The organism is Streptomyces thermovulgaris (assembly GCF_002155915.1).
Lineage (GTDB): Bacteria > Actinomycetota > Actinomycetes > Streptomycetales > Streptomycetaceae > Streptomyces > Streptomyces thermovulgaris.
Genome location: NZ_MUME01000509.1, coordinates 1 through 471, shown reverse-complemented (window position 1 = coordinate 471; position 471 = coordinate 1). Strand labels below are relative to the sequence as shown.

Sequence of the window (471 nt, the reverse complement as noted above, 5' to 3'; positions counted from 1 at the left end):
GGCGGTCCGCACACTGGCCGACGCGCTGGAGCGGGCGACCGTGCACGGCCCGGTCACCAACCGGGACCTGCTCGTCCGCTCCCTGCGCCACCCGGAGTTCGCGCACGGCCGGATGGACACCGGCTTCTACGACCGCCACCTCGCCGACCTCACCGCGCCCGCCCCCGACCCGCACGCCCCGCTGGCCGCCGCACTCGCCGACGCGCACGGCCGCTCCCGGTTCGGCGGCTGGCGCAACCTGCCCTCGCAGCCGCAGATCAAGCGGTACCTGATGGACGGTCAGGAATACGAGGTGCGCTACCGGCACACCCGCGCGGGACTCGTTCCCGAGGCCGACGGGGTGCGCGTGGTGCACACGGACGCACACCGGGTCGTGCTCGAGGCGGACGGGGTGCGGCGGACGTACGAGGTGGCCCGCTACGGCGACCGGGTGTACGTGGGCGGCCACGTCCTCACCGCCCTGCCCCGCTT

The 471-nt window shown here is 75.2% G+C and carries 1 pseudogene; it reads left to right on the top strand.

Annotation, left to right across the window (positions count from 1 at the left end):
- A pseudogene (locus CCN35_RS29025) lies at positions 1-471 on the top strand (acety-l/propionyl-CoA carboxylase subunit alpha); the annotation flags it as partial.